The following is a 26,224-nucleotide window of genomic DNA, read 5'->3' as shown; positions in this document are numbered from 1 at the left end:
CACGACATGCGGCGCGCCAACAAAAAGCCCGGCCCGCATCGAAGCGGGCCGGGCCTTGGCTCGGAGCGGATCGCTTACAGCGCGCCGCCTTGTGCCGACGCCGAGCCCTTCACGCCGACCGATGCGCCGCCCTGCACCGCGTTCGTCGCGCCCTCGAGCGCTTCACCGGCCTTCGCCTTGGCGCCGCCGGCGACGTTGCCCGCCGTCGACATCGCGCCTTGCGCGTGGCTCTTCGCCGAAGCCGCGACGTGCTTCACGTGCGACTTCGTTGCGTGCGCAGCCGACGCCGCCGCATCCTTCGCCGAGCCAGCGGCCGAGCCGACCGCGTGCGTCGCATCGCCGACGGCATTGCCGGCAGCCGAGCCGACGCCACCGACCGTCTGGCCGACGCCGTGCAGCGCGCCACCGACGAGGCTGCCCGCGCCCGAACCCGAGCCCGCTGCATTCGCGCCTGCGCCGCCCTGCACACCCACGCCGCCGCCGAGCAGCGGCGTCTGCACCTGTGCGCCGACGCCGGCGGAACCTTCCGCGCCCGTCTGCGCCGTTTGTGCGAAAGCAGCCGATGCGATTGCCGTCAGCGCGGCACCAACCAGGATCGTGCGAATCTTGTTCATGGTCATTCTCCCCAGAGACGTTGTTGCTGCGGGCCGCGTTCGTGCGGCTTGTCGCATGCCTTGCCGCGACGTGCGGCAGGTGGAGCTAATGTAGCGGCGCCAACGCCCGAAACCACCAAATTGCGGGGACTGTTACTTCAGTTGCAAATGCTGACGATTGGCTCACACTGTTTGACAATCATGTCGCGCGGCCTGGATTGCGAATCGAGCGATGGCACGCATCGGCGCCGCAGGCGCGAAGAACCGGTCAGCACGCGAAGCGGCCATTTCGATTTGCATTCCAAAGCAATGGCTTTCTTCGCATCGCTCGTCGCGTTCGGCAACGTGGCCGATTACACGACGCATTTCGCGTTCGTGTACCGCGTCTTTCTGATGGACACGACCTTTCCCGGCAACCGCATCATGTACCGCGCCACCGACACACCGTGGGCCCATCACACCGGCTATGTCGCGATCATCTCTATGGAAACGCTGACGGCCGTCCTGTGCTGGGTCGGCGGCATCCGGCTGCTTCGCGCGCGATGCGCGAACGACGCGGCATTCCGCGCCGCCAAATCATGCGCGATCGGCGGGCTGACGCTGGCCTTCCTGACGTGGCAGGTCGGATTCATGTCGGTCGGCGGCGAATGGTTCGGCATGTGGATGTCGAAGCAACGGAACGGCGTGCCGGACGCGTTTCGCTTCTTCATCACGCTGCTGCTCGTGCTCGTCTATCTGACGATGAACAACGACGGGGTCGACGGGACTGACGCGGCCCGCACTGCGCGTTGAACCATCGATTTCATCGCGCCGGCAGGCGCATCGAACATCGCGGCGATTGCCGACGCCACCGCGTTCCGGATATAAATCGTGAATGGACACGAATCGCTGGACTCACGATCCCGTCGGCGCATTCCGCACGTGGCAGGAAACGGCCGCGACCGGCGCCGGCCGCCGGCCATTCGCGCCGCGCTCGGTCGTGCAGCACGTGGCGATGTTCGACCGGTTCCTGCGTCACCTGATCGCGCACCGCGTATCGCTGGCCACCTTCGGCCCCGAGCACGTCGCGGCATTTCTCGCGGAACTCGAACGCGCCTGCGCGCCCGGCACGTCTACACGCGTTCGCTACGCGAAGCTGATCGACCGGTTGAGCCGGCATCTGGTCGAAGCCGGCGTGCGGACGCACCACCCTGCCGGCCGGACGACGCGCGATCTTGCGTGGCCGGATGGCGAACCGGAACCGTGCTGCCTGTCGTCCGCTGCCGACGCCGCGCTGCAGCGCCATGTGCAGCCACAGCCGGCGGACTCGCCGACCGCGTGCCGGGATCGCGCGATCGTCGCGCTGCTGCTCGCGAGCGGGATCACGTCGGCCGAGATTCGTGCGGTGACGTACGACGCGCTCGATCTCGACGCGCGGCCGCCATCCGTCACGGTGCCGCGCCATCGCGCGCGGCCTGCGCGAACGATCGCCCTCGCTTCATTCGCGTGGGCGCCGCTCGCCGCATGGCGATCGATGTCGCCCGATGCGCCCGCATCGGCGCGACTGTTTCCGGCCCCGCGCGGCGGCGGCGCAATGAACGACATGTTTCTGCTGCTCGTCGTGCGCGATGCGCTGACCGCGATCGGTTTCCAGGCGGCGGACATGAGCCCGCGCGTGCTGCGCAATACGTATGCGCGCCGCCAGTTGCTCGATGGTCATCCGCATGCCGCCGTCAGCGCGATGCTCGGCCTGGCCAGCTCGCGAACGGTCACGCGGATCCGTCAGACGCTGGCGCCCGATGCGGCCGCGGACCGCGCCGCGCGCGAACGCTGATCGGGCTCGCCCATACCACGACGCGTAGCGGCGCCTATTCGCCCGTGTTCGACTGAACGAGCCGCAGGATCCGGGCGTCGTACGGCGACTGCATGACTTCGGCGATACGGACGGCGGATGCGGCCGGGTGCAGCGGATTCAGCAGGAAATTGTGCGCATGCGGCACCACGACGCTCGGCACGCGCAGCAGTGCGCTCGGCTGCGTCTGCAGCCATTCGGTGCCGGCGCTGCGGGTCCAGTCGATGTTGGTTGGCCAGTCGGCCGGCGCATCGCCTTCGACGATCTCGGCGACGTCCACCGATTCGGGCGCCTCGATGCGAAGCAACTGGTAGCCGCTCGGCAATTGCGCAACCGTGGTGATTTCGAAGTGCACGAGCGTCTCGAGCAGCGCGAGCGCCGGGTGCTCGGCGAGATAGACGACGGGCTGCCCGGCGAAATGCCAGCGCCCGCCGGCACGCAATCCGCCGACGCCTTTCAGGTCGGCGTAATTGCTGATCCGCCACAACGTCGTCAAGCGAAGTACCCCTCGTCGACCTGGGTGAGGACCTCTTCGACGAGTCGCGCGCCATGCTCGGTGCTCGACATGTCGAGCGACGTGCGGCCGCCGAAGCGCTGGAGCCCGTTGCGCAGCCACGCCATCGCCTTGTCCTGGTCGCCGAACGTGGCCGTCGCCTGCGCGACGATACGTGCAAGACGAATCGCCTTGTCGGACTCCTCCGGCGACAGACGCTCGTGCGCCTGACGGCGATGACTCAGCGTGCGCCGCGGGATGATGAACGCGAGTTCGTCCGACTTCAGGCCATGCTCCGACAGCCGGTCGATCACCGCGACATCGACCCGTGCGCTCGCCAGCTCGGCAAGATCGGCGCCCGAGCGGACGCGAATCGCGAGCAGCTGCTCGAGTATCGTGAATTCGGCCTGACGCGGATGCGCGACGCCCGACGGATGGAACGCAATGGTGCTCATGACTCTCTCCGGCAATTTGCCCAATCATTATAGGCGTTTTGCCACAGGGGCGAGGATTTGTCCGGGCCGGGGAACGGTAGCATCGCCAAGCCGCTGCCTGCCGGTGCTGGCAGATCGCTCCCGGTAACGTTTCGCCGCGTGTGCGCGAATCCGAGATTCGCCTCGGAGGGTGGCATCCGAAATTCAGTATATAAAGTCGATGCCAGCGTCACGCCGTTGTCACGTAACAACTTTTCCTACTGGTAAACGCTTCCGTTGGCCCGCCCGACCATCGTCAACCTGCCCAGGCCGATGATCGGATCACGCTGCAGAAGTTGCCCGCGTGGAAACGCGGATCCTTGTCGGCCAGCACGTCGGCCTTCACATTGCCGAACGTCGTATCGGGTTTGTGACGGATGCCGTCGTAGAACGCCTGGATGATGTCTTCCTTGAAACGCGGCGGCCGCGGATGCGCACGGACGACGGCGTCGCGCTCGACGTCGCTGTACTCCGCATAGGTCAGCCCGAGCACATCCATCTCCACCCCGGCGGTCACGAGCGCGACGACCGGATGCATGTGCTGCGGAATGCCCGGTGTGGTGTGCAGCGCGATCGAGGTCCATACGACGTCGATGTCCTGCTGTGAAATGCCCCTGCTCGCGAGGAACTCGCGCGCGGCGTTGGCGCCATCCACTTCGAATCGCTCGCACGCGCTGCTGTGCCGATGCGTGAGCCCCATGTCGTGAAACATGCAGCCGCAATAGAGCAGCTCCGGATCGTACTCGAGCCCGCGGCGCTGGCCAGCCAGCGCACCGAAGTAATAGACACGGCTGGAGTGATGAAACAGCAATTCGGACTCGGTATCGCGGACGAGTTCGGTGATCTCGCGAGCCAGTCGGCTATCGGGAATGGCGATGCCGGCAACGTTCATAGTCATGATCGACCTCCATTGAAGACAGCATCGATTCTGCGGAGTCCGTGATGTGGCATCAATCGGCGTGGTACGCCAATTCCTGCCATTTCGTTCGTGCGACGGCCATGGCTGCCGAAACCGTGAAAATGCACCCGCAAAGCGCGCGGACGACAGCGCGTCGCGAAGCGTCGCGCGTCTATACTGCTACGCGTCACGTTCGACACATCGACACAACCCGCAACCGATCATGCCGAAGGTCGTTGGTATTCTCGCGGTACCGGGCGTACAACTGCTCGACGTCTCCGCGCCACTCGACGTATTCGCACAGGCCAACGCCGAATGCGGCAAGCCGTTCTACACGACGCGGATCATCGCGACCGAGTCCGGTCCGATCTGCAGTTCGTCGGGCGCGCAATTGCTCGCCGACTGGATCGCGCCGGACATCCCCGATCGCATCGACACGCTGCTCGTCGCCGGTGCGCCCGGCGCGACCCGCATCGCGCTGCGAACCGATGTTCTCGCATGGCTGCGATCGGCCGCCGTGCGAAGCAAACGCTACGGGTCGATCTGCACGGGCGCATTCATCCTCGCTGCGACCGGGCTGCTGAAGGGACGACGCCTGACGACGCACTGGGCCGCCGCCGACGCGCTCGCCGAAGCCTATCCGTCGCTCGCTGTCGAAGCAGACGCGCTGTACGTGCGGGACGGCAAGCTGCGTACCGGCGCCGGCGTCACGGCCGGCCTCGATCTCGCGCTCGCGCTGGTCGAGGAGGACCTCGGCCGCGAAATCGCGCGGCGCGTCGCCGCACAACTGGTCATGTTCTTCAAACGCCCGGGCGGGCAGCTTCAGTTCAGCCGCAGCGGCGAGGCGCGCCCGGCCGGGCGCTCGATCCTGCAGGAAGTCCAGCGCTGGATCGCCGGCCATCCGGAATTGGAACACTCGGTGGCCGAACTCGCGAAGCATGCGGGGATGAGCCCGCGCCACTTCGCGCGGCTCTTTCGCGCGGAAGTCGGGATGACACCCGCGGCCTGGGTCGAAACGACTCGCATCACGGCCGCTCGCCAGTTGCTCGAAAACGGACATGACACGCCGAAGCAAGTCGCCGCGAAATGCGGCTTCGCGAATGTCGACACGCTCCGACGAGCGTTCGTCCGGCATGTCGGGATCACGCCGGCCGAATACCGGAAACGCCAGGCGGTCGTCGAGGCGTGATCCGGCATGAAGCATCGAGATCGTATGAACGTTGCGATTCCTGTGTGAATCCCGCAGGGAGGTGGAGGCAGCCCTGTGGCAATGCGATTGCGTCGGCGCATTTCCGCGCCCCCTCCACAATACTTCGTTATCCGATTCAATTTATCGTTACGTCGACCGTACTCGCCATGTGACCTGAATTCGTCTCTGCCCCGAATCGCAACCGCAGATCGCCAACGCGCCATCCGTATGCTTCGCCACCGATCGTGAAAAGCGAATTACGTCGCGCGTCGGTAATCAATCGTGCATGCAGGCATGCGACTCCCACGCCCGATGGCTCTTCGGCCCTCCAATCATCAGATGAAATTCCGCACTCCAGCCGAATCTTTTACCCAGTTGCAATAATCATTCGCTGGAACGCCTATTTCCGACCGGTAACGCGATCGCTACGATGCAATCAACCGCTGAACGCAACAAGCGAAGCGCGAAATCTACTAAACCGGAGGTCATCATGAAGTCGTTCATCTACGCAGTCGCCGCTGCCACCGCCCTTACCGCATCGTTTGGCGCATTCGCCCAATCGAATCCGTCGGGCGAACTCACACGCGCCCAGGTTCGTGCGGAACTGGTTCAGCTCGAACAGGCGGGGTACAAGCCGGAAGTTTCCGACGTCCACTACCCGACCGCGCTGCACACCGCGCAAGCGCGCGTGACGAACAACGACGCAACGGGTTACGGCGCACAGGCTACGGCCACCGTGCGTGCCGGCCGCGTGATCGCGGTCAAGCAGGACGCTCGCGACTCGGTCTATTTCGGTCATTAAGACCCACGCACGCGACGCGTATCCCGACGAATAGCCGGTTACGCCCGCTGCCGACGAAACACCCCGCTCCCGTTCATCGGGGCGGGGTGTTTCGTTTTCGGTGCATGAAACCGCCGCTGCCCGACGGGCGATCGACTCGACGACACCGTTCACGCAAACTGCCGGCGTTTGCGCATAGAATGGCCGCGTGGTCGGCGCCGGCCGAAGCGAATGCGAGCGAAGCCCTGAGTCACCGGGCATACCGCACTCGCTGGCCGACCCGATGCCGCACTCATCGCATTTTCGAAAAGGAGCGGTTTCATGTCTCAAACATCCGGTTCCATGATCAAGTTCCGCCGCCCGGACGGCCAGGAACTGCAGGGCTACCTCGCCACGCCGGAAAAAACCGAAGGCGCGCCCGCAGTCGTGGTCATCCAGGAATGGTGGGGTTTGAACGACCAGATCCGCGGCGTCGCTGACCGGCTCGCCCGCTGCGGCTACCTCGCGCTCGTGCCCGACCTGTATCGCGGCAAGTCGACGGTCGAGGAGGAAGAAGCGCACCATCTGATGACCGGCCTCGATTTCGGCGACGCCGCGTCGCAGGACATCCCCGGCGCGGTGCAATACCTGAAGACGCGCGCGTCGCGCGTTGCCGTCACCGGTTTCTGCATGGGCGGCGCACTCACGCTGCTGTCGCTGCAGTTCGCAGATGCGGACGCCGGCGTCACGTGGTACGGCTTCCCTCCGCTCGACTACCTCGATCCGTCGAAGATCAAGGTGCCGCTGATGGGACACTGGGGCACGCAGGATGCGTTCTTCGCGATCGATCAGGTCGATGCGCTGGAGAAAAAGCTGACCGATGCCAAGGTCGACATCGAGTTCCACCGCTATCTCGCGCATCACGCGTTCGCGAACGAAACGGCCGTCGGGCCGGGCCGCATCGGCGGCACACAGTTCGATCCGGTGTGGTCGCAGTTCGCATGGGATCGCACGCTCACGTTCTTCGGGCGCACGCTGTGGGACCAGCCACGCTGATGCGGCGCGCTCCGGTGCACACGACTTCCGTGCAGCGGGACACATGAAGCGAAACGCCACGGAGTGACGTCCGTGGCGTTGTCGTTTACCGGAAAGGATTCGTCACGCGAGCGCGGGCGGCGCTGCCTGGCTCACGTCGACACGCTTCGGCAGGATCCCTGCCTGGTAGAACACGTCCGCGATGCGCTGCTGATATGCAAGCGTGTCGCGCGTCACGGGTTCGACGCCGAACCGCGCGCGGCTGAATGCGAGCGCCACCGCCGGCTCCGGAATGCCCCATAGCGTCGAAAACTCGGCCGCGCCCTGCGCGCGATTCGCGTCGAGCCATCGCTGGACCGCCGTCAGCTCCGACACGACCACGCCGAGCACGTCGGCATTGCGCTGCGCATAAGTGCGCGGCGCGAAGTAGTAGCTGCGATTCTCGACGAGCCCCGAGCCGTCCGCGACGATGCGCGCACCCGGCGTCTGCTGGCCAACGATGACCGATATCGAAAGCAGGGGGTTTCATAACCCCGCGCGGCCCACGACGCGGCTGATCCGAGAGATCGCACCGCCTCGCTCGCATTTATCAATTCGTTATGCCAATCATATTGAGCGAGCGAAAATCGACCCATGCTAGTCAATGCGACGAGCCGCGTCATCGGACACGGCATACGTCGTTACCTTTCACTCAGGACTCGCTCGGCACGCACAACGCGGCTTCGTCGGCGGACAGCATTTCGGGCACGCATTCGCGCAGGAAATCGACGAAGGTGCGGATCTTCGCGTCGAGATACTGGCGCGACGCATACAGCGTATAGACCGTCAGCTTCTGCAACCGGTACTCGGGCAACACGCGAACGAGCGCGCCACTTGCCAGCGACGGAACCGCGCTCGACATCGGCAGCGAGCCGATCCCGAGGCCGGCGCGCAACGCACCGCCGAGCGCATCGGCAATGTTGACCTGAAAGTCCGGCGGCGGCAGTTCGAACGTCTCGCGGCCATTGGGGCCGTCGAGATGCCAGCGGTCGCGCGGAAACACGGGCGTGACGATCTGCAGGCACGCATGCGCTTCGAGATCGCGCACGGTACGCGGCGTGCCGCGCTCCTTCAGATAGGCGGGCGACGCGCACAGCACGCTGTGCACCTCGCCGAGCCGCTGCGATACCAGCCCCGAATCGGGCAACTCCGTCGAGCTCAGTTGCAGCGACACGTCGTAGCCTTCGTCAATGATGTCGGGCACGTGCTGCGACAGCGTGAGCTCGACCGCGACGGACGGATAGCGCTGCCGGTATCGCACGACCGCGGGCACCAGATACGCCTGGCCGAAACTGGTCGTCGCGTGGACATGGAGCCGCCCGGACGGCTTCGCCTGCGCGTCGGCCGCCTCGGCTTCCGCTTCGTCGATATAGCCGAGGATGCGCTGGCAACGGTCGAGGTAGCGCTGTCCGGCATCGGTCAACGCGATGCGGCGCGTGCTGCGGTTGAGCAGGCGTGTGCGCAGGTGAGTTTCGAGTTGGGCGACCGAACGCGATGCGTAAGCCGTGGTGATGTCCAGGCGCTGGGCCGCGCTCGTGAAGCTGCCCTCCTCCGCCACCCGGACGAAAATGCGCATCATCTGTAACGTGTCCATCGACATGTCCCCGGGATTGAAATCGCTTCGCAGCAGCGCCAGCCCCGGCACAGGCCGGTCTGGCGCGAATTGTGCGGAACAGTACCGCAGCGATGCAGGCATGTCCAGTTTGCCGTGTGCGGGGCGGCGGACGATCGTTCACGCGGCGGCGCATGCCGGAGGGGCGCCCGAGCCGGACCGATGCAGGCCGCCGGGCGCCGACCTGCCGCGCCCGCATTGCGCGGGCCGCATCGTGCTTACGCCAGCTCGAAAGGATTGCTCAGGACGATCGTGTCGTCACGCTCGGCGCCGGTCGTGATCATCGATACGGGCGCGCCCGCCACCGCCTCGACGCGTGCGATGAAATCCTGCGCGGCACGCGGCAACGCCGCCCGTTCGCGCACGCCTTTCACGGTCCCGCGCCAGCCGTCGAACCGTTCGTAGACCGGCTTCGCGCGCGCTTGCGCATCGAGGCTGGCCGGCAGGTGCTCGACGCGTGCGCCGTCGAGCTCGTAGCCGACGCACAGTTCGATCGTCTCGAAGCCGTCGAGCACGTCGAGCTTGGTGAGCGCGAGCGAATCGATTCCCGAGATCCGGACGGCCTGACGCAACTGCGCGGCATCGAGCCATCCGCAGCGGCGCGGCCGGCCGGTGTTGACGCCGAATTCCTGGCCGCGCGCGCGCAGCATTTCGCCGGTTGCGTCGGTCAGCTCGGTGAGGAACGGGCCGCCACCGACACGCGTCGCGTATGCCTTCGTCACGCCCAGCACGTGGCCGAGCCGGGACGCACCGAGCCCCGTGCCGGCGGCGGCTGCCGACGCAACGGTGCCGGACGACGTCACGAACGGATACGTGCCCCAGTCGATGTCCAGCATCACGGCCTGCGAGCCTTCGAACAGGATGCGCTCGCCGCGATCGGTCGCACCATTGAGGTCGGCCCACACGGGGCGCACGAACGGGAGGATCTTCGGCGCGATGTCGACGAGGGTCGCGAGCAGCGCGTCACGCGAATACGGCTCGAGCCCCAGCCCGCGGAACCACGCGTTGTGATGATCGACCAGCACGTCGAGCTTGTCGGCAAGCCGGCCCGGTTCCGCCAGATCGCCGACGCGCAGCCCGCGGCGCCCGACCTTGTCCTCGTAGGCCGGCCCGATCCCGCGCAGCGTGGTACCGATCGGCTCGCGGCGCTGACGCTCCTGTGCCTCGTCGATCGCGCGGTGGATCGGCAGCACCAGCGTCGCGTTTTCGGCGATCGACAGATTGTCCGGCGTGACCGACAGCCCGAGCTCGGCCATCCGCGCGATTTCCGCGAGCAGCGCCTCGGGATCGAGCGCCACGCCGTTGCCGATCACGCCGCGCTTGCCGCGCACGATGCCGCTCGGCAGCAGCGCCAGCTTGTACGTCTTTCCGCCGACGACCAGCGTATGGCCCGCGTTGTGGCCGCCGTTGTAGCGTGCGACCAGGTCGGCCTGCGCCGCCAGCCAGTCCACGACGCGCCCCTTGCCTTCGTCACCCCATTGGGCGCCCACCACGACCACGTTCGGCATGTTCCATACTCCATGTGAGAAATCCAGACACGTATTGAGGCCCGTTTCGGCCGTTTGTGTGCCATATTGTCGGAGCTTGGCTGCATGATCAAACGATTAAATCTGAGAATTAGTGTGAGTAAATATCACGCGAAACAATGAAATGGCCCGACGCCTCCCTCCGTTGAATTCGCTGCGCGCGTTCGAAGCCGCGGCCCGGCTCGGCAGCTTCACGCATGCCGCCGACGAGTTGTGCGTCACACACGGCGCAATCAGCCGGCACGTACAGCAGCTCGAGACATGGCTCGGCCGGCCCCTCTTCGAACGGCATAACCGGCGCGTCGAGCTGACGGATGCCGGCCGCGCGTATCTCGCCGAAGTCGGCGCATCGTTCGACCGGATCGCGCTCGCCACCGCGCAGCATTTCGGCCATGCGCAGCAGCGTGTGCTGCGCGTGAGCGCGCCCGCGACGTTTTCGCTGCGCTGGCTCGTGCCGAAGCTGTCGTCGTTCCAGGTCGCCCATCCGGCGATCGAGGTGCGGCTGTCGACGTCGAACGAGCCGATCGAGAAGTTGCGCGACAAGGTCGACCTGATCGTCCGCGGCGGTCCGCAGACGATCGACGGCTACGTCGCCGACGAATTCCTGTCCGAAGTCCGGTTGCCCGTGTGTGCGCCGAAGCTGCTCGACGGGCGACCGTTGCGCACGCCGGCCGATCTCGCCGGCTTCACGCTGCTGCATGCGGCGACTTATCCTGGCATGTGGCCTGAATGGCTCGCGGCAGCCGGTTACCCGAACCTCGTGCCGCGGCACTCGCTGACGCTCGAGCACTTCTACCTGACGTTGCAAGGCGCGCTCGACGGGCTCGGCGTCGCCATGGGGCCGATCGCGCTCGTCGCCGACGACATTGCCGAAGGCAGGCTCGTGCAACCGTTCAGCGAACCGGCGTTGCCGCCGTGGCGGTATTTCACTTATGTGGCAGCTGCACGTGCGGACGACGAAGCCGTGCGCGCGTTCAAGGACTGGCTGAAGGTGACGGGCAGCGCGGCGGCGGCGGTACGCCGCTGAATCGGATGAGCTGCGCGTTGATCCGGAGGATGCTGCTTTGGCAGAGCGTCCGATTTACATCGGCGGGCGCGACAGACGGTGAAGATTCTGCAGACGCAGCGTCCGCACGCGCGCTGGAAACATAGGATCACCAATCAATTGGTCTGGACGTTCGGTCTGGATTTTTCACGGAAACGCAGCGCGTTTTCGTGGGACACGCGCCAGACCGCGGATCGAGCCGAGGCCTGGCGCGCGAGTCGCGCTTACTGGCTTGCGCCGGCAGCTTTCTTCTCAGCGTTCTGCAGATTCTGCGGATAGTTCGGATCGTTGGCCGCCGGCTTGTAACCGGCGTCTTCGAGTTTCTTCAGTTCGGCGGTGTTCTTCGCGCGCGCTGCCTTGTGTTCGGCTTTGCGCTGTGCCCGGGCGGCCTTGCGCGCCTCACGCTTTGCGGCCTTGGCATCCTGGGCGGCCGGTGCGCTAGCGTCGGTCTGCGCGAACACCGGAGCTGCCGAGCCGAAGAGGAAAGCTGCTGCCGTAGCAGCCAGCGTGAGTTTTCTGATCTGGATTCGCATCGCTGAACTCTCTTTTCTGATTGATCACGGATTGAAAGCACTTCGAGATACCACCCCTGCCCCCGACCGGCCATCAGGTCACGATCAGGGCTTTTGCATCATAACCGGGTTGCAAGAAAAGTGGAGCCATCGTAACCGTCGTTCGAGGGTAGACGTGTATGGGAAAACACCGCATCGAAGTGGCTCGCTGTGCGTCCCGCGATTCAGCGGCTGGCAAAGGTAGCAACGGTGCATCGTTCGGCACTACGTGTGCGGTACCCATGGTCCATGGTAACCATGCGACTGGACCGGAGCGCTCCGGCAATACGGCACAGGTCGTCGACAGGGCTGCGTTCCGTTTCGATGCACTGTGCACGCGCATGTCGTGGTTGTTTCGACTGCGGCGTGCGCTATTCGTACGAAGTAATCGTCGCTTCGCAAGCGGCCCACTACAGGAGGCGCTTGCCTGTGAACCAACGTCCTGTTCGATACCGGCCGTGGCGCGCGCTCCCATAAACGACCACGAATCTCTCCGTGTCGAATTCCTGCGCGCTTCTTGTACGGCGATGGTATTCGACGCGAACGATCGATCGGGTAGCCGCTCGATACGTGCGTGGCTACCTGTTCGCGGCCGTTTCTCACGGTTCGATTGATGCGACGTGCGCGTGGTGACGTGATATCCCGGCGTAGCGTCACCGCATCGATCGACGCTCGCTGCTCACGCATGCGCATGGGCCGCTCGAGTCTTCGCATATTCAGGTGCTGTGATTTCATGCCCCGCCTGCGTCGCGACCAGTCTTATGGCTGTGTGCAACGGCGCCAACATGTGTGCTGCCGTCCGGATTCTTCACAGCTTTTCCATTGAGTCGGTGGTGTCCGCGCCGACTATGCATGGAAACGGTCCGGTCACTTTATCGGTGAGCCTTTACGGGACTCGGCGACTTTCCACGGTGAGAGTGTTCGGGATCCGGGCATCGATGCGATTACGGTGAGCTGCGTTGGCGGCTGGAACCTCACGTTCCGGACGATGCCGGAAACTCGGATGGATGATCACAGGTGAAAGGTCTGGTTTTTCTGGCGACTGATGTGGTGACTGCGAATCCTCATCTGCCGCTCGCGATAGCGCACCGATTTCGGTACAGATCCAAAGGTAGAAAGTCATGAGGCCCGATGAGAGATCACTCGACCTCGGCAACGTTCGTCGCCGCGCGATCCACAGGTCGCAGTCACAGATTTGGTTTATGTATCTGGTGGAGACATATCCGCGGAACGACTCGCGCACGCGCGGAAAAAATCGCTCCCCGCCAGATTCGAGCGATTTCCTACTGCTGTGACGGCAGCAGCGTGACTCGAGGGTCGGGTGCGACGGCCGCGGTTCATGGCGATTCTCGGCGGGTGGGGCTGCCAGATCCGCCCTGTTTTTGGTCCCATAGGTGGGTACCTTTGTCCAGGAAACGTCGATTTCCTCCCATAAGTTTCTACGTTTGGGGGTCTGTGAGTAGGTACTCACATCCTCTGGAAGCCTTGCAGCGCTTGATACAGCGTGGAATAGCCGGTGCTCGGTAGCGTTTGGACGTTCATTGCGGTGCTCGCACACCGTGGTCCGATTGCTTTGGTAGCGGTTTATGGGGGTTGTTTTTCTGCACAGGCACACGTGTGTTTACATCTTTGGTAAACGACGTTTACTACTTTAACTACCTTTAGACGGCTCACAGCCTTATCTGACAAGGGTTTGACCGGTGTTCGGTACCCATTTATGGGGGCACAGGTGGAAGGGTCTGGGGGTTCAGGTCTGTGGATTTGGGGAGTTGGGTACCGTTCTGTGGGAAATCGGGGTTGTGGATATGGGGCGCACGTAGAAGGTTATGGGATTTTGTCGTGAAAGTGCTTCAGGTAGCACTCTATGGGGAAATATTTGGGTAGCCATCTATGGGTCGCTTTTTCGTCCCCGGCCGAGGACCGCGGGCACAGCGTTTTATGTGGGTTGCCTGTTATGGGGACGCGCATAGGTAACCAGATATGGGGCTTGTTTCGGGCCTGCTGGCTCGGTATCGAGCACCGATTCCGTGGCGGCGTCCCATAAACAGTATCGCTACCGCTCACAGGTAACCATCTATGGGGAAATTCCAAGGTAACCGTTTATGGGAGCGATTTCGGTCTTTGGGGCGCCCATGAAGACAAAAAGCGAAGCCGAAGCCTCTTCACAGGTACCCATTCATGGGAAGCCCTAAAGGTAGCTTGTTATGGGAGGAAAAGCGGATCGTGTTGCAAGGCACCATGAATCGCACTTGCCAATCCATTTTCGACCGGTTGCTTCCCATGAATGGCTACCTTCAGTCTGGCAAATCCCGTGCCGGATCGGGGCGCCGGACCCGATAGGTAGCTGGTTTTGGGAGGGTTTTTGGCAGAAAGGTATATGGATATGGGGTAGCTACAACGGGCGAAAAATAAGCGTTTTCCATTTGTTAACAAATAGTTATATGAGAAATCGAAAGTGATACTGGAGAAAAGAAACATTGCTCGCCAGCGGGAAAAGGTATAAAGTCAGCCCCCACCAAGGTCACCTTATCCGGACATCACGATGCCGCGCAAGCCCGCAATCAAAGGCTCCGACAAGCAGGTTTCGCTATTTCAGACACCCGAGCCTCCCGATCTGTTGCGCAAGGCGGTGCAGGCAATCCATATCGCTCCGAAGTCCGGAAAGATCGGCTTGCAGCAGCGCAAGATGTTCAGCTCGCTGATCAAGAATGCGCTTCGCCAGGAAGCGTTCGAGCCGGGCCGGACGAGCTTCTCGATCTCGATCGCCGCGCTGTCGCACGAGAGCGGGCTGAACAGCAACAATACGAAGTATGTGAAGGACACGGTCAACTCGCTGATCAGTACAGTCGTCAACTGGGACTATCTGGCCGCGGATCGCTCGACGGTATGGAAGGCGTCGGGCCTGCTCGCCGGCGCCGAGCTCGAGCAATCGGTGCTGAAGTACAGTTTCTCCGACCAGATTCGCAGCGAACTGCTCAATCCTGAGATCTACGCACTGATCGATATGCGGATCGCGCGCGAGTTTCGGCGATCGCACTCGCTCGCGCTGTGGGAGAACACGGTGCGCTACGAGGGGATCGGCATCACCGCGAAGATTCCTCTGCCGAAGTTTCGCGATCTCATCCTCGGCCAGGACAAGGCATCCCAGTCGTACAAGGAGTACAAGCTCTTCAAGAGCAAGGTCCTGGTGCCGTGCATTCAGGAGGTGAACGAAGTTTCCGACCATACGCTCGAGCTGATCGAACACAAGTCGGGGCGCAGTGTGGAAGCCGTTCAGTTCAAGGTGACGCGCAAGCCGAGCGCGGATACGGTCGAGGAAGGCGACGTCAAAAACGAAGCACTGGTCGAGGAAGTCGCGAAGTTCGGCATTCCGCGTTCGGAGGCGCGCCGGTTGATCACGCAGTACGGCGTGCAGCGCATCAAGGCGGCGATCGCCTATACGCTCAATCGGACTACGAAGAAGAACGCGGCACCCGTCGACAACGTCGCCGCGTATTTCCGCAAGGCGCTGACGCACGGCTATACGCTGGCCGACGGGCAGGGCTCGGAGGCGGCAGCGCCGGCAAAGGAATCCGCGCAGAGCAAGCAGGAACAGATCCGCGACAAATACCTGGCCGCGAAGGTCGACGAAGCCGGTGCGTATTTCCGCGAACTGGAGATCGACGACCAGACCAAGCTGATCGAGCGCTACAACGAGACGGTTGCCGGTTCGAAAGATCTCACGCTGTCGCCGAAGAAGAAGGCCAGCAAGCTGGCCCAGACCAGCTTCTTCCGGTGGCTGGCAATCGACACGTGGGGTGAACCGACCTCGGACGACCTGCTGGAATTCCTGCTGAAAAGCAGTCTCGCGACCAACTGATCAAGGCCTCGCAGCCAGGATGCATGGTGCGCCGGGTATCATCCCCGCCGCGCCGCGCAATGCCGGAGCGAGGCCTTTGCTTTGGACGCTCAGTTTTGTGCTGCTGAAGCCAGTTCGGCGACGTATGCGTCGATGACGGTCTTGAGCCGATCGGCAAGCGCCTCCTGGTGGGACGCATCCACGCCCTTGAGCTGCAGATCCAGACGCCCGTCCGGATACGTCTTCAGCTGACCGATCGCGCGCGATTCGAGCGCGAAATCGTGGCGAACGCTGTAGCGCGTGCGCCCCGTCTTCTTGTTGCCGTCACTTTGCGCGCGCAGGAAGTTCTCGAGATCGCGCACCGACTTCTTGCGCTCGATCACGGCCGTGAGCAGACGGTCGGCCGCCGGTTCGCCCAGGCGCTCGAAAATCAGCTTCAGGAAATACGCTGCCTGCAGGCCGACCACGTCGTTCGCGCTGGCCATTCGCTCGAGCAGCGTGTTCGGCAGTGCGTTCAGCGACAGCGTCTTGCTGATCGATGCCTTGTCCTTGCCGATCTTCTCCGCGAGCGTGTTCTGGTCCGGGAAGACTTTTTCGTCGAGCAGACGCTTCCACGCGACCGCATCGTCGAAGATCGTCTGGCGTTCGTGGTCGTGGTTGGCGCGATACGCGATCGTATAGAGCTGCTCGGGCGTGTGATCCGTACGGAACGTCGCGTTGATCGTTTCGTCGCCGTTGATGCTTGTCGCGCGGAGCCGGCGCTGGCCGTCGATCACGACGAGCTTGCCGGGGAATTCGGGGAGCCGCGTGACCTTGATCGGTTCGATCTGCCCTTCTCGCTTCAACGTCAGCGCGAGCTCGTGCAGGCTCGATTCTGAATAGAACACGCGCGGGTTGAACGGGTTCGGGATGCAGTCCTTGACCGCGACCCTTTGCGGCGCACCGAGATCCGCGGCATCGGCGGGTGCCGGTGCGCTCGGCGCGGCGGTGGTCGCGATTGCGACTGCGATATCCGATGCGGGCGATACCGGGTCGGGCAGCCGCGTCTCCAGTGCCGCGTTTTCCTGCGCGAGGCCGCGCAGCAGGCCGGCGGCAAGATGCAGGTTGCCGGTCGGCTTCTTTTCTTTCGAGGTGTCTTTAGCCATGAGCGGCTCCGGTAGCGCGCGTCGATGCGATGTATTGGGCCATTTCGGTGACGAGCCTTTCGATCTCCGCGCGAGCTTCCTTCAGCCCCTTCAGGTACCGGTTGTGATGATGGATCGTGGTGCCGAGCGCGAACGTCTGACGGTAGACCTCGCGCTGCGCGATCTGGCTGTCGAGCAGATGCTCCCCTATTTCTTCAGCTCTTAGAATTTTTAAAATTTCTTCACGCATTTTAGTTTTTCCATTGACGCTATTCAGCATCAGCGCAGAAGAAAGAGTTGGGTTACGAACGGCGCGCATCGACTCGATCATGCGGATCATCGCGACGGTACTGTACAGATCGGCCGGCGATGGGGATAGCGGCACGAGGCAGAAATCGGCGACTTCGAGTACGGACGCGATGCGAGGGTCCTCGAGGTTGCCCGGACAGTCGACGACGATGACGTCGAAGTTCGCATCCTGCTTCTTGATCTCGCCGCCGATGCCGCGGCCGGCTGGGGCCAGCGACAGTACCGTCATCGGGAGCGTATTTTCTCCGCTCGTGACCCATCTGACCGACGTGCCCTGGGGATCGGCATCGATCAATGCGACCTTGTTGCCGCCGGCCTCGAAAGCTGCCGCGATATTGACGGAGATGGTGGTCTTTCCAGTACCACCTTTTTGATTGCTAACGGCGATCTTGAAAGCCATTAAATTCCTCCACGGAGTTTTGCGTAAATATATGTAGTTGTTGTCGAAATGTCCAGAAAAAGTGTTCGATGACTAGATGAATTTGCAGATCGAGGCGGTTGTCACGTGACAAGTGGGCCGAATGGCCGATCATCGATCTCGCGGTTCGATGCTTGGAAGAATAGAAGAAACGTTGTTTTCGGAACGACTAACAAAATCTTCCGGTTAAATGGACCGCTCAGTTCTGCGCGAAAAATCCTAACTCTCGCATTTCGTAAATTACCTCGGTGTCGGTTCAGGGATTTTGCTGCGGCCGTATAACCATTCGACATAGCGCGACTGCGCCTCGCGCAGTTGTCACGTGACAAGTCGGTGTCGGCCCGCGGCTATCGGCCGCGCACCGGGCGGGAGCACGGCGACGCGCCCATGCGGCCCGCGATGCTGCGGCCGTGCACCGTGCGAGCACGCTCTTCGTGTGGGTTTCGAGGCACCAATGCGTGCCCATCCCCGACATACCGGTTGGGCTTGTGACCAGGATATTCCGGGTTCGTTCGCTATTCCGGGACAGCGGTGTGCCGGCCGGATGCAAGCAACGCCGTGACGAGCGATTGTCACGTGACAACCGGCACGGGACACGGCTATCAAGGCGTGGAAGGGTCCACTTGGACGCAATCGTAACGACGGCGATAGGGCTGGCAATTTACCAGCGATCCACGAACAGAGATCGCTCGGATCGCCGGAATTCGAGGTGGACTGTTATGGGAGATGCGGATTCGAGATGATTGATTTAGACGCAATCGTTACGGTGGTAATGGGACTGGCAATTTACCGGCGGTGCACGGAGAGAGATTGCTCAATCGCCGGAATTCGAGCTGGACTGTCGTCGTAGATGCGGATCCGAGTTGTCACGTGACAACGACAGCAGCCTGGTGATCCGGAGAACCTGCTCCGAAACGGAAGAGTCGACTCATAAGCCCCGATGGCTTGCGTAATGGGAGCGAAACGGGTGGCCCGATCTCGGTGGCTGGCTCCATCATAGACATGCGTCGGGCAGCGACTGCAAGCCGTCCGCCAGAAGCCTTAGAGGATACATCGGCGGATTTCACGGCGTTTGATATGTCCCCATTTAAGCGGAATGTGTACCCGTTGCTGCAGTACTCTCCGAGGCAGGATAGCGTTGTGTTCGCCGCACCCTGTCGTCGTTGAGCGGCGCGATGATTGTGGGGGTTTGTCGTGGGAGGCGCACGGTGCCTATGCTGCATGTCGATTCGCCCCAAGCAGAGGCGAGCGGCAGCGTCGCGGCGCATGTTCGTGAAACAATCCTGAAAAATGGGGCGCCCCGGTAAACCCTTGTCAGGCAACGAGTTGCGGCACTTTCTTCATGTTGTTTCACGCAAAATGCACCAGATTTGCCCTGTAAATGGGGGCGCATGGAGTTGATGCGAGAAATTGGCACCGGATGAAGGCGGTTCAGACGAAAATGTGTCTAAACGAACGTGTTTTGTTGTGTTTGATACATATTCGTGCGGTCGTGTGCTGGGTTATCTGTTTAGCTGGATGCTTGCGACTTGCCGAAAGTGAATCCCAGCAGGATCAGCGCGGGCTCGTCCATGGCGAGTTGTCACGTGACAACGCGTTTCTTCACCCCCCAGGATTTCGAAACGACCATCCTTCGTGCGAGCGAAGTGCGTCAATCTGATATTGGATCGATGGGATGCGTCTCCGACCAACTTTGGATGAGCGCGCCAGTTTTTGAAGCGAACAGCGCATTTGTCCGGTCGGCGCGGGATCGGCTTTGAAGCGCTTGATCGATGGCAACTGTAGGGCAAGTGCTGCGGCGGCCCGCATTGACCGCCGGATTCGGACGACGATACTGGCCTGGTGGGCTGAATTTCGGGTGGGTGGGTTCACCGCTTTTTTGTCGGGCCGGTCGTCGTTGACGGCGCGCCCGCTGCGTTTGCGTGCGTTATGTGGCGCCGCATACATCACCGCCGCGCTTTTCCCGGACGGAAAGCGCGGCGACCGACAAACCTACTTCGTCACTTGCGTTGGGCACAGCTGCCAACGACGCGATTTCGTCGCCGGCTTCTCCGCATGTTCTTCAGCCGTCCGCCACCACTGCTCGCCGCGATGCGGTTCGTTCAAATCGAGTCGCTCGCCGATCCGCGGCGTCGACAGTCCGACGCCGCGCACCATGGCTAATGCGGTGACCCGCTCGAACGGCTCCTGCCATCGGTGCATCGCGAGATCGAACGTGCCGTTGTGAATCGGTATCAGCGTGCGGCCGCGCAGGTCGATGTGTGCCTGCACGGTCTCTTCCGGCTGCATGTGCACGTATGGCCATTGAGCGTCGTACGCGCCGGTTTCGATCAGCGTCACGTCGAACGGCCCCAAACGTTCGCCGATGGCCCGGAAGCCGTTGAAGTATCCGGTGTCGCCGCTGAAGAACACACGCATATCGTCGTCGACGATAACCCACGACGCCCATAGCGTGCTGTTGCCATCGAACAGGCTACGCCCGGAGAAGTGCTGCGCCGGTGTCGCGGTCAGCATCAACCCTCCGATGTCGATGCTTTGCCACCAGTCGAGCTGGCGTACCTTCTTCGTGTCGATGCCCCAGTCGATCAGCCGATCACCGACACCCAACGTCGTGATGAACATGTCGGTGGTGGCCGCGAGCGCGACCACCGTGTCGCGGTCGAGGTGATCGTAGTGATCGTGCGACAGGATCACGCCACGCAATGGCGGAAGATCTTCGAGTGCAATTGGAGGGGCATGAAAGCGCTTCGGGCCGAGGTGCCGGAATGGCGATGCACGTTCCGCAAACACCGGATCAGTCAACCAGAACTCGCCACGCAGCTTCAGCAGCAGCGTCGAGTGTCCAAGTCGGTACAGGCTCCGGTCAGGGGCTGCGTCGAGCTGTTGCCGAGTCAGTGAATCGATCGGCAGAGCGCCAAACGGCGCGGTGTCGCGCGGTTTGTTGACCAGCATGTTCCATGCGATCCCGAGCGTCTTGCCAAAACCTTCGGCCGGCCGTGGTGCAACGTTGCTGAAGCGCTCGCCAGTGTGTTGCGGCGACTGGCTGGACAACGCGCGGCCACGCTTGGCGGCGGCGAAACCCAGAACGCGATGAAGGAAAATGAGAGGCGAAGCCATGTCGATTCGTCCGGAAATAAAAGTACACCGATCAGTGTAGTTTATCCCTGGGAAAAGTAAACTCGCCGGTGTAAAATTTTTGTATGGATACGAGCACTTCTCCTCCGCGCCTCACCGATCGAAAACGCGCGGCGATCATCGACGCGGCGATCGAGGAATTCCTCGCCGCAGGCTACGACGCAACCAGCATGGATCGCATCGCCGCGCGGGCGGACGTGTCGAAACGCACCGTCTACAACCACTTTCCGAGCAAGGAAGCTCTGTTCGCCGCGATTCTGCATCAACTATGGGAGGCGATACGGACCGCCAGCCCGCCCGCCTACTGTGCGGACGTCCCGCTGCGCGAACAGTTGCTCGCGCTGCTGAACCGCAAATTGCGCTTGCTGAACGACGAAGCGTTTCTTGCGCTCGCACGCGTCGCCATCGGCGCCGCCATTCACTCTCCGGAGCGCGCGCGTGACATGGTCGAACGCCTGGGCGAACGCGAGGAAGATCTGACGGTCTGGATTCGTGCGGCGGCGGCGGCCGGCCGCCTGTCAACCACCGATCCCGTATTTGCGGCCCATCAACTGCACGGCATCGTGAAAGCTTTTGCGTTCTGGCCTCAAGTAACGCTGGGCCAGCCACCGCTTGGCATGCAGGAGCAGCAGAAACTTGCCGAATCCGCTGCCGATATGTTTCTTGCGTACTACGCGCGCGAGGACGGCGATGCTGCGTGACTGACCGCCCGTTGACCGACTCAACGCGCGCTTCACTAGTATTGAAGAAGCGGTAATCCGTAAGTGCCGAACGCCGACGAATGCAGCACCGGACGCACATGTCGACGTAACCTGTCCCGAACGAGACCGGCGCATATACAGCTGAACGAGAGTGAACCCACATGAAGACGCTGTTGATCGTCTATCACACGATGACTGGCGGCACGCAACAAATGGCTGAAGCGGCAGCGAGCGCTGCGCGCGAGCAATCCGGCGTGGAGGTGAAGTTGCAGCGAGCCGACGCGACGAGCGCGGACGATGTGCTGGCCGCCGACGCCTACCTGTTCGCGACACCGGAAAATCTGGCTGCGATGTCCGGTTTGATGAAGGATTTCTTCGATCGCTGCTACTACGCTGCGCTCGATCGCGTGAATGGCCGCCCGTATGCGGCGATGATTTGCGCGGGCAGCGACGGACAGAACGCACTGCGCCAGATCGACCGGATCGCGACCGGATGGCGGCTCAGGAATGTGGCGCCGGGCCTGATCATCTGCACCCACGCGCAAACGCCCGAGCGCATCCTCTCCCCCAAGACGATTGGCAGCGAGGATCTCGCACGCTGCGCCGAAATCGGCGCGGGTCTTGCCGCAGGGTTGGCGCTCGGCGTGTTCTGATCGACAGCGATCGAACCCGCTGAAGCGGTGTCACCGATGCCGCTTGCGAGAGCCGACCCGCCGACCCGCCGACCCGCCGACCCGCCGACCCGCCGACCCGCCGACCCCGCCGACCCCGCCGACCCCGCCGACACCGATCCCGCGAACCGTATTCCAGTTCGCATTCCCGACGCGTCAGTCCTCTTTGACCGACACCGCCGGCTGATGATATTCAGGCCAAAGGTTTTTCACGAGGTCGCGCGACGCGCCATACGCATAGCAACTGTCGATCTTCCGCGGTTTTCCTTCGCTGTCGCGATCATCGAGCGGGGACGTACGCATACCGACCATCGTCTGATAGGCCGTCGTGGCGACCGGGCCGAGAATTTCCTTCAGATGCGTGCACGTGTCGCAAGACGGCAGACGTTTGCGGATCTCGCTGTTCCAGCCAGCACCGATACGCAATCCGACGAGCGCCTGTAGCGAGTCGCCGCCACCCGGACATTGCGCATAGGGATGCGACCTGATGAAAGTGGATACCGCGCGCACGGTCATGTCGACGTCGAAAACCAGCGTGACGCCGAGATCGTGAATCGGGGCCAGCGCCGCGACGGTGCGCGTGCCGCCCGGTGGGGTGAAGTCGCTCGTCTTGCGGTCGGCGAGACACGCCGTCACTTCGAACAGGCCGTCGCTGCGCCGGCAGCCGCGCATGTCGATCCGTCGATGGTGAATTTCTTCTCGGGCAATGCCGTCGTGGGGTATGTCGTGTCGGGAATCCATGTATTCGCTCCGTTTCGTACGACCGGGGCCGCTTTGCATTCGATAGCGATGTCGTCGGCTGCCGGTGCCATGGCGAAACCGTCGGTGACAGGCCGCGGCCGACGTCGATCCGGCCATACTACGCAGTTTCCAGCGCGGTCGTACGATCGACGATCGATGCGGCCGCAACTAATCCGACGCCGGGAACGATTATTGCGCACACCGGTGCGTTGCATTCATCGCATCCTGAGACTCGATCTCCCCGGATAGCGCGGGGGCAGCCGCGAGCGTCTTCGTTCTGCCGTGCCACGCGTGCAGCGCGCATGTGGAATGACACGTGCGCGGCGCATCCCGAATGTCGAACCCCGGACGAGCTGAAAGTGACAGCTACGTAACGCATGTATCGATGGCGCGCAAAAACGCGGCCATAATGCGCACCACGACCGCATGGACACATTGCCCGCTGCCGGAATCCGTCGAATGCAAACCGGTGAGTCAACCGACAGCCGCGCGTACCGGTATACTTCCACTCCTGCCTTCTCCGGCATCGTGGCCGGGTGCCTGAAACAGTGGTGGGTGCGATGCGGCCCCGCAGTGTATGTTCCGCGTCGGCGGCAGAGGGGCCGCAGGCAATGCGGCGAAACGCCGATGAGCGGAACGGCTGCACGAACCACACCTTATATATTCCTGGTGGATTGAATTTATGGGTTTTGAACAACTTGCCGAATTGCGGGCGCAGCTCGCAGCAAAGGCCAAGCAGGAGCGCAACGCGAAGCGTCCGGCCACGCAGGCGGACGCCGGCGCGAAGCCGAAGTCCGGCGATCGGCCGGCTCGTGGGGCCAAATCGGGCCCCGGCGCCGGGGCCAAAGCGGCAACCGGCGCGAAGAAGCCCGCTCCGGCGAAACCGTCGACGCCGGTCGATCCGGTCATCGTCGCAATCGGCAAACTGCAGCGCCGGTTCCCGCGCGCATTCCCGAAGAACCCGGCCCCGAAAGTGCCGCTGAAGGTTGGCATTTGGGAAGACCTCGCCCGTGAAGCGGAAGCCCTTGGCCTGAGCGAAGGCGAGCTGCGCGATGCGATGTCCACGTGGTGCCGCGGCAACCGCTACTGGTCGTGCCTCGTCGAAGACGCAGTGCGCGTCGATCTGCAGGGCGCCGAAGCAGGACGCGTGACGCGCGACGACGCAGCGCGCGCGCGCCGCCTGAAGTCACGCCGCCCGGGCAAGGGCGCCGGACAAGCGGCGAAGGGCGCACCGCAGCCGCAGCAGGCCGAAGCACAGGCTGACGCCGCCGCGCCGCAACCGGCCAACACCGAGGCACCGGCCGACGCAGCACCGCAGGCCGAGCAGCAAACCACCGCGAGCGAGTAACACGCGATGCGTCGCCGTGCGATTGCGCGGCGACGACCTGCATGTCCCGCATGCAGCGAATCACATGACGGACCGACCGGCCCTTGTCCGGGCAGGTCGGCGCTGTCTCCGCCGGAAGGACTGCCCGTTCGCCGCTCATCACCCCTCCGCCACTGAACCGCCAACCGACCGCACGACGAAAGCTCGTCAATGGATGTCGCTTGCGCACAGCGTCGCCCATATCGCGTGAGCATCGAGACCGGATATCGATTTCGAGCGCTGTGTATGATGAATTCGCGGACACTTCACGCAAATGATTCGGGTTCCTAAGATACGAATGAGCAGGTTGTAGATTCCTTCGATCAATCGTGAAGAAGGTCGTGGATTCGTATTTGTCCACGCGTGCCCCGCACGAAACGCCGACTTCGTCGCAGAGCCGACGAGACGAGAGGGGCCGGCACGTTGTCGTCATCGATCGCCGGTCAGTTGGCGAGCCGCGAAGCAACCGCGATAATCTGCGGTCTCGACGCACATTGCCGAGAACGCCCGACACGACAGGAACCTGAAAGCCTGTATGGCCAGCCCCGCGTTCCGCGAAACCGAAAGCATTCGGCAAGCCGGACCTGCCACGACGTCACACGGCACCCACCGCTTCCCAACACGGACACAACGCCTGCATCATGAATCCGAGACACTCAGCGATTCTCGTCGCGCTCGCCGCCGCCGCGCTGTTCGGCGCCGCGACGCCGCTCGCCAAGGCATTGATCGGCGCGATGTCGCCGTTCATGGTCGCCGGCTTGTTCTATCTCGGCAGCGGGATCGGCCTGGGCATCGGAATCCTGCTGCGCCGACTGCGCAGCCGCCGCATGCCGGCCGTGGACGCCGCGCCGTTGCAACGAACCGACCTGCCGTGGCTGGCCGGCGCGATCGCGGCCGGCGGTGTGGCGGGCCCGGCGCTGCTGATGCTCGGACTGTCGAATACGCCTGCCGCGACGAGTGCGCTGCTGCTCAATCTTGAAGGCGTGCTGACGGCCGTGATCGCGTGGGTCGTGTTTCGCGAGAACGTGGATGTCCAGGTGTTTCTCGGCATGGTGGCGATCGTCGCGGGCGGCACGCTGCTGTCGTGGGCGCCGGGGCGCGCGGCCGTGCCGGTCGGCGCACTGCTGATCGCCGGCGCGTGCCTGTGCTGGGCGATTGACAACAACCTGACCCGCAAGGTCGCCGCGAACGACGCGATGGTCATCGCGTGCGCGAAAGGCCTGATCGCCGGACCCGTGAACATCGGCATCGCGCTCGCGACCGGCGCGGCGCTTCCCGCTGTTCCGGCCACGGCCGCCGCGATGCTGACCGGCCTCGGCGGCTACGGGATCAGCCTCGTGTTGTTCGTCGTCGCGTTGCGTCATCTGGGCAGTGCGCGAACGGGCGCGTATTTTTCCGTCGCGCCGCTGTTCGGCGTCGTGCTGTCGCTGCTGATCTGGCCGGCCCTGCCGTCGGCCACGTTCTGGATCGCGGCCGCGCTGATGGCGCTCGGCATCTGGCTGCATGTGCGCGAACGGCACGAACACGTGCATGCTCATGAGCGGCTCGAGCACACGCACCGACATCGGCACGACGAACATCACCAGCATGCGCACGACTTTCCGTACGACGGGGACGAACCGCACACGCATCCGCATGTGCATCTGCCGATCACGCACAGTCACGCGCATTTCCCGGACATTCATCACCGCCATCGACACTGATCGCGCCACGAACGGAGAACGGCAGAAAGGTAACCGTTTATGGGGGCGTCGAACCTTGTATGTCGCGGGTGATCGGCAGCCGGCTTCGGCAGCTTCAGTCGTCGGTCTGGATCCGCCGAATCAGCGAACCGTGCGGATCGATCAGTGCGGCGGCGGTATCACCCTATGCTCCG

Annotated in this window: 23 protein-coding genes; 11 read left to right on the top strand and 12 right to left on the bottom strand. The window is 63.1% G+C overall.

Features of this window, described 5'->3' with window-relative positions:
• Positions 1-74: 74 nt before the first annotated feature.
• Positions 75-614, bottom strand: a complete 540-nt coding sequence (locus O1Q03_RS06800) for a hypothetical protein (RefSeq protein ID WP_269502353.1) — start codon at positions 612-614, stop codon at positions 75-77.
• 288 nt (positions 615-902) lie between these two features.
• Here O1Q03_RS06800 and O1Q03_RS06795 point away from each other — a divergent pair, with 288 nt between their 5' ends.
• Together O1Q03_RS06795 and O1Q03_RS06790 are read left to right on the top strand one after the other, a co-directional pair.
• Positions 903-1,385, top strand: a complete 483-nt coding sequence (locus O1Q03_RS06795) for a DUF2165 family protein (RefSeq protein WP_269502370.1) — start codon at positions 903-905, stop codon at positions 1,383-1,385.
• An 82-nt stretch (positions 1,386-1,467) separates the two neighbouring features.
• Positions 1,468-2,406, top strand: a complete 939-nt coding sequence (locus O1Q03_RS06790; RefSeq protein WP_269502352.1) for a tyrosine-type recombinase/integrase — start codon at positions 1,468-1,470, stop codon at positions 2,404-2,406.
• A gap of 34 nt (positions 2,407-2,440) precedes the next feature.
• Here the strand turns inward: O1Q03_RS06790 and O1Q03_RS06785 are convergent, their stop codons facing one another.
• The 3 genes from O1Q03_RS06785 to O1Q03_RS06775 form a co-directional block, all read right to left on the bottom strand.
• Entirely contained in the window at positions 2,441-2,920 is a 480-nt protein-coding gene (locus O1Q03_RS06785; RefSeq protein ID WP_269502351.1) for an RES family NAD+ phosphorylase, read from the bottom strand.
• Positions 2,917-3,372 carry a type II RES/Xre toxin-antitoxin system antitoxin gene (parS, locus tag O1Q03_RS06780; RefSeq protein ID WP_175720921.1) on the bottom strand — a complete coding sequence of 152 codons (456 nt, stop codon included), beginning with the start codon at positions 3,370-3,372 and terminating at the stop codon, positions 2,917-2,919. Before parS ends, O1Q03_RS06785 begins: the two co-directional genes overlap by 4 nt.
• Positions 3,373-3,646: 274 nt before the next feature.
• Positions 3,647-4,288 carry an HD domain-containing protein gene (locus tag O1Q03_RS06775; RefSeq protein WP_269502350.1) on the bottom strand — a complete coding sequence of 214 codons (642 nt, stop codon included), beginning with the start codon at positions 4,286-4,288 and terminating at the stop codon, positions 3,647-3,649.
• A 223-nt stretch (positions 4,289-4,511) separates the two neighbouring features.
• On the opposite strand from O1Q03_RS06775, the gene O1Q03_RS06770 reads away from it, so the two are divergent.
• From O1Q03_RS06770 to O1Q03_RS06760, 3 genes are all read left to right on the top strand, one after another.
• A complete protein-coding gene (locus tag O1Q03_RS06770) occupies positions 4,512-5,477 on the top strand; it encodes a GlxA family transcriptional regulator (RefSeq protein WP_269502349.1) in 966 nt (321 codons plus the stop codon).
• A 490-nt stretch (positions 5,478-5,967) separates the two neighbouring features.
• On the top strand, positions 5,968-6,279 hold the full coding sequence (locus O1Q03_RS06765; RefSeq protein WP_269502348.1) for a DUF4148 domain-containing protein: 312 nt from the start codon (positions 5,968-5,970) through the stop codon (positions 6,277-6,279).
• A 300-nt stretch (positions 6,280-6,579) separates the two neighbouring features.
• A complete protein-coding gene (locus tag O1Q03_RS06760) occupies positions 6,580-7,293 on the top strand; it encodes a dienelactone hydrolase family protein (protein WP_269502347.1) in 714 nt (237 codons plus the stop codon).
• A gap of 102 nt (positions 7,294-7,395) precedes the next feature.
• On the opposite strand, the gene O1Q03_RS06755 is transcribed toward O1Q03_RS06760, so the two are convergent.
• From O1Q03_RS06755 to O1Q03_RS06745, 3 genes are all read right to left on the bottom strand, one after another.
• Complete coding sequence (locus O1Q03_RS06755; RefSeq protein WP_269502346.1) at positions 7,396-7,662, bottom strand: hypothetical protein; 267 nt, start codon at positions 7,660-7,662, stop codon at positions 7,396-7,398.
• Positions 7,663-7,963: 301 nt separating this feature from the next.
• Positions 7,964-8,905 carry a LysR family transcriptional regulator gene (locus O1Q03_RS06750; RefSeq protein WP_269502344.1) on the bottom strand — a complete coding sequence of 314 codons (942 nt, stop codon included), beginning with the start codon at positions 8,903-8,905 and terminating at the stop codon, positions 7,964-7,966.
• A gap of 236 nt (positions 8,906-9,141) precedes the next feature.
• Entirely contained in the window at positions 9,142-10,431 is a 1,290-nt protein-coding gene (locus tag O1Q03_RS06745) for an adenylosuccinate synthase (protein ID WP_269502343.1), read from the bottom strand.
• A gap of 142 nt (positions 10,432-10,573) precedes the next feature.
• Between O1Q03_RS06745 and gcvA the strand changes: the two genes are divergently transcribed.
• On the top strand, positions 10,574-11,476 hold the full coding sequence (gene gcvA, locus O1Q03_RS06740; RefSeq protein WP_269502342.1) for a transcriptional regulator GcvA: 903 nt from the start codon (positions 10,574-10,576) through the stop codon (positions 11,474-11,476).
• Positions 11,477-11,718: 242 nt separating this feature from the next.
• Here gcvA and O1Q03_RS06735 read toward each other — a convergent pair whose 3' ends face one another.
• On the bottom strand, positions 11,719-12,027 hold the full coding sequence (locus tag O1Q03_RS06735; RefSeq protein ID WP_269502341.1) for a DUF4148 domain-containing protein: 309 nt from the start codon (positions 12,025-12,027) through the stop codon (positions 11,719-11,721).
• A gap of 2,560 nt (positions 12,028-14,587) precedes the next feature.
• Here O1Q03_RS06735 and O1Q03_RS06730 point away from each other — a divergent pair.
• Entirely contained in the window at positions 14,588-15,904 is a 1,317-nt protein-coding gene (locus tag O1Q03_RS06730) for a replication initiation protein (protein WP_269502339.1), read from the top strand.
• Positions 15,905-15,993: 89 nt separating this feature from the next.
• Here the strand turns inward: O1Q03_RS06730 and O1Q03_RS06725 are convergent, their stop codons facing one another.
• From O1Q03_RS06725 to O1Q03_RS06715, 3 genes are all read right to left on the bottom strand, one after another.
• The gene (locus O1Q03_RS06725; protein ID WP_269502338.1) at positions 15,994-17,028 is read right to left on the bottom strand and encodes a ParB/RepB/Spo0J family partition protein; all 1,035 of its coding nucleotides are present in this window, start codon (positions 17,026-17,028) and stop codon (positions 15,994-15,996) included.
• Positions 17,021-17,716 (bottom strand): ParA family protein, encoded by a 696-nt coding sequence (locus O1Q03_RS06720; RefSeq protein ID WP_124497112.1) that lies wholly within the window; start codon positions 17,714-17,716, stop codon positions 17,021-17,023. Before O1Q03_RS06720 ends, O1Q03_RS06725 begins: the two co-directional genes overlap by 8 nt.
• 2,010 nt (positions 17,717-19,726) lie before the next feature.
• Positions 19,727-20,851: an MBL fold metallo-hydrolase gene (locus tag O1Q03_RS06715; RefSeq protein ID WP_269502334.1), complete on the bottom strand. Its 1,125-nt coding sequence runs from the start codon at positions 20,849-20,851 to the stop codon at positions 19,727-19,729.
• An 83-nt stretch (positions 20,852-20,934) separates the two neighbouring features.
• On the opposite strand from O1Q03_RS06715, the gene O1Q03_RS06710 reads away from it, so the two are divergent.
• Both O1Q03_RS06710 and O1Q03_RS06705 read left to right on the top strand, forming a co-directional pair.
• On the top strand, positions 20,935-21,570 hold the full coding sequence (locus O1Q03_RS06710) for a TetR/AcrR family transcriptional regulator (RefSeq protein ID WP_269502332.1): 636 nt from the start codon (positions 20,935-20,937) through the stop codon (positions 21,568-21,570).
• Between the two features lie 161 nt (positions 21,571-21,731).
• On the top strand, positions 21,732-22,223 hold the full coding sequence (locus O1Q03_RS06705) for a flavodoxin family protein (protein ID WP_269502331.1): 492 nt from the start codon (positions 21,732-21,734) through the stop codon (positions 22,221-22,223).
• Between the two features lie 174 nt (positions 22,224-22,397).
• Here the strand turns inward: O1Q03_RS06705 and O1Q03_RS06700 are convergent, their stop codons facing one another.
• Positions 22,398-22,982, bottom strand: coding sequence for a DUF2889 domain-containing protein (locus tag O1Q03_RS06700; RefSeq protein WP_269502330.1), 585 nt, complete (start codon positions 22,980-22,982; stop codon positions 22,398-22,400).
• 682 nt (positions 22,983-23,664) lie between these two features.
• Here O1Q03_RS06700 and O1Q03_RS06695 point away from each other — a divergent pair.
• A complete protein-coding gene (locus tag O1Q03_RS06695) occupies positions 23,665-24,330 on the top strand; it encodes a ProQ/FinO family protein (RefSeq protein ID WP_269502329.1) in 666 nt (221 codons plus the stop codon).
• Between the two features lie 659 nt (positions 24,331-24,989).
• Positions 24,990-26,051: a DMT family transporter gene (locus O1Q03_RS06690; protein WP_269502327.1), complete on the top strand. Its 1,062-nt coding sequence runs from the start codon at positions 24,990-24,992 to the stop codon at positions 26,049-26,051.
• Positions 26,052-26,224 lie beyond the last annotated feature (173 nt).

The sequence above is a fragment of the Burkholderia sp. IMCC1007 genome (assembly GCF_027257875.1).
In the GTDB taxonomy this organism is placed as follows: Bacteria; Pseudomonadota; Gammaproteobacteria; order Burkholderiales; family Burkholderiaceae; genus Burkholderia.
Note: the sequence above shows the minus strand (reverse complement) of the source record. Positions and strands in the feature narration are given on the sequence as shown.

Bases quoted from the DNA above. Each gene is read 5' to 3' on its own strand.
- O1Q03_RS06800 (WP_269502353.1), bottom strand. From the start codon at position 614: ATGAACAAGATTCGCACGATCCTGGTTGGTGCCGCGCTGACGGCAATC.
- O1Q03_RS06795 (WP_269502370.1), top strand. From the start codon at position 903: ATGGCTTTCTTCGCATCGCTCGTCGCGTTCGGCAACGTGGCCGATTAC.
- O1Q03_RS06790 (WP_269502352.1), top strand. From the start codon at position 1,468: ATGGACACGAATCGCTGGACTCACGATCCCGTCGGCGCATTCCGCACG.
- parS (WP_175720921.1), bottom strand. From the start codon at position 3,372: ATGAGCACCATTGCGTTCCATCCGTCGGGCGTCGCGCATCCGCGTCAG.
- O1Q03_RS06775 (WP_269502350.1), bottom strand. From the start codon at position 4,288: ATGACTATGAACGTTGCCGGCATCGCCATTCCCGATAGCCGACTGGCT.
- O1Q03_RS06770 (WP_269502349.1), top strand. From the start codon at position 4,512: ATGCCGAAGGTCGTTGGTATTCTCGCGGTACCGGGCGTACAACTGCTC.
- O1Q03_RS06765 (WP_269502348.1), top strand. From the start codon at position 5,968: ATGAAGTCGTTCATCTACGCAGTCGCCGCTGCCACCGCCCTTACCGCA.
- O1Q03_RS06760 (WP_269502347.1), top strand. From the start codon at position 6,580: ATGTCTCAAACATCCGGTTCCATGATCAAGTTCCGCCGCCCGGACGGC.
- O1Q03_RS06750 (WP_269502344.1), bottom strand. From the start codon at position 8,905: ATGGACACGTTACAGATGATGCGCATTTTCGTCCGGGTGGCGGAGGAG.
- O1Q03_RS06745 (WP_269502343.1), bottom strand. From the start codon at position 10,431: ATGCCGAACGTGGTCGTGGTGGGCGCCCAATGGGGTGACGAAGGCAAG.
- gcvA (WP_269502342.1), top strand. From the start codon at position 10,574: ATGGCCCGACGCCTCCCTCCGTTGAATTCGCTGCGCGCGTTCGAAGCC.
- O1Q03_RS06735 (WP_269502341.1), bottom strand. From the start codon at position 12,027: ATGCGAATCCAGATCAGAAAACTCACGCTGGCTGCTACGGCAGCAGCT.
- O1Q03_RS06730 (WP_269502339.1), top strand. From the start codon at position 14,588: ATGCCGCGCAAGCCCGCAATCAAAGGCTCCGACAAGCAGGTTTCGCTA.
- O1Q03_RS06725 (WP_269502338.1), bottom strand. From the start codon at position 17,028: ATGGCTAAAGACACCTCGAAAGAAAAGAAGCCGACCGGCAACCTGCAT.
- O1Q03_RS06720 (WP_124497112.1), bottom strand. From the start codon at position 17,716: ATGGCTTTCAAGATCGCCGTTAGCAATCAAAAAGGTGGTACTGGAAAG.
- O1Q03_RS06715 (WP_269502334.1), bottom strand. From the start codon at position 20,851: ATGGCTTCGCCTCTCATTTTCCTTCATCGCGTTCTGGGTTTCGCCGCC.
- O1Q03_RS06710 (WP_269502332.1), top strand. From the start codon at position 20,935: ATGGATACGAGCACTTCTCCTCCGCGCCTCACCGATCGAAAACGCGCG.
- O1Q03_RS06705 (WP_269502331.1), top strand. From the start codon at position 21,732: ATGAAGACGCTGTTGATCGTCTATCACACGATGACTGGCGGCACGCAA.
- O1Q03_RS06700 (WP_269502330.1), bottom strand. From the start codon at position 22,982: ATGGATTCCCGACACGACATACCCCACGACGGCATTGCCCGAGAAGAA.
- O1Q03_RS06695 (WP_269502329.1), top strand. From the start codon at position 23,665: ATGGGTTTTGAACAACTTGCCGAATTGCGGGCGCAGCTCGCAGCAAAG.
- O1Q03_RS06690 (WP_269502327.1), top strand. From the start codon at position 24,990: ATGAATCCGAGACACTCAGCGATTCTCGTCGCGCTCGCCGCCGCCGCG.